The 885-nt window shown below is 56.7% G+C and carries 1 pseudogene; it reads left to right on the forward strand.

Going from position 1 to position 885, the window contains the following annotated elements:
- Window positions 1–885 (forward strand): annotated as a pseudogene (locus tag J5224_RS30955) (exodeoxyribonuclease V subunit gamma); the annotation flags it as partial.

Raw genomic sequence — 885 nt, forward strand, 5'->3', positions numbered from 1 at the left:
ATCAGTTACATCGGTCGCGCCATTCAGGATAATAAGAAGCGTTATCCCTCCGTGTTGGTAAGCGAACTGATGGAGTATTTGGCGCAAAGCTATCATTTGCCAGGGGATGAAGCGCAGGATCTGGACACCAGCGCTGCACGCGTTTGTGCCCATCTGTGCCGCGAACATACGCGTATGCCGTTTGACAAGGATAACTTCCTTGAGCACGCTCAGCCATGCAGCTTCGCCAGCGAATGGCTGGCCGCTGCCGGGCGCACCGGGCTGCCACAGCCGTTGTTTGATACGCCACTGGCGTCGGTCACTTATCCCGATATTACGTTGGATGCGTTGAAACGTTTTTATCGTCACCCTGTCAAAACCTTTTTCCAGGCGCGTCTGGGCGTGAACTTTGTGGTGCAGAACGACGAACTGCTCGATGAAGAACCGTTCGCGCTGGATAACCTCAGCCGCTATCAGTTGAATGCACAACTGCTCAATACCCTGATTGCGCAAGAGGATGCCGATGAACTGTTACACCGCGCGCGCGCGGCGGGCGAACTTCCTTATGGTGCTTTTGGTGAGTTGTATTGGCAAAAGCAGCGTCAGGAGATGCAGGCGCTGGCTGATAGCGTCAGCGCGGAGCGTGATGCGGTGGGAATGACCAGCCTGGAACTGGACGTGACGCTAGACGGTGTACGCCTGAGTGGCTGGGTGATGCAGGTACAGCGTGATGGGTTGTTGCGCTGGCGACCGGCGCGATTAGGCATGAAAGATGGCGTGGCCCTGTGGTTGGATCATCTGGCGTACTGTCTGGCGGGAGGCTTGGGAGAGAGCCGCATGTATGGCCGTGAAGAGACGGTCTGGCGCTTTGCTGCGGTTTCTGTGGAGGAAGCACAACGCCAGATG

Source organism: Candidatus Symbiopectobacterium sp. NZEC135 (assembly GCF_025962695.1).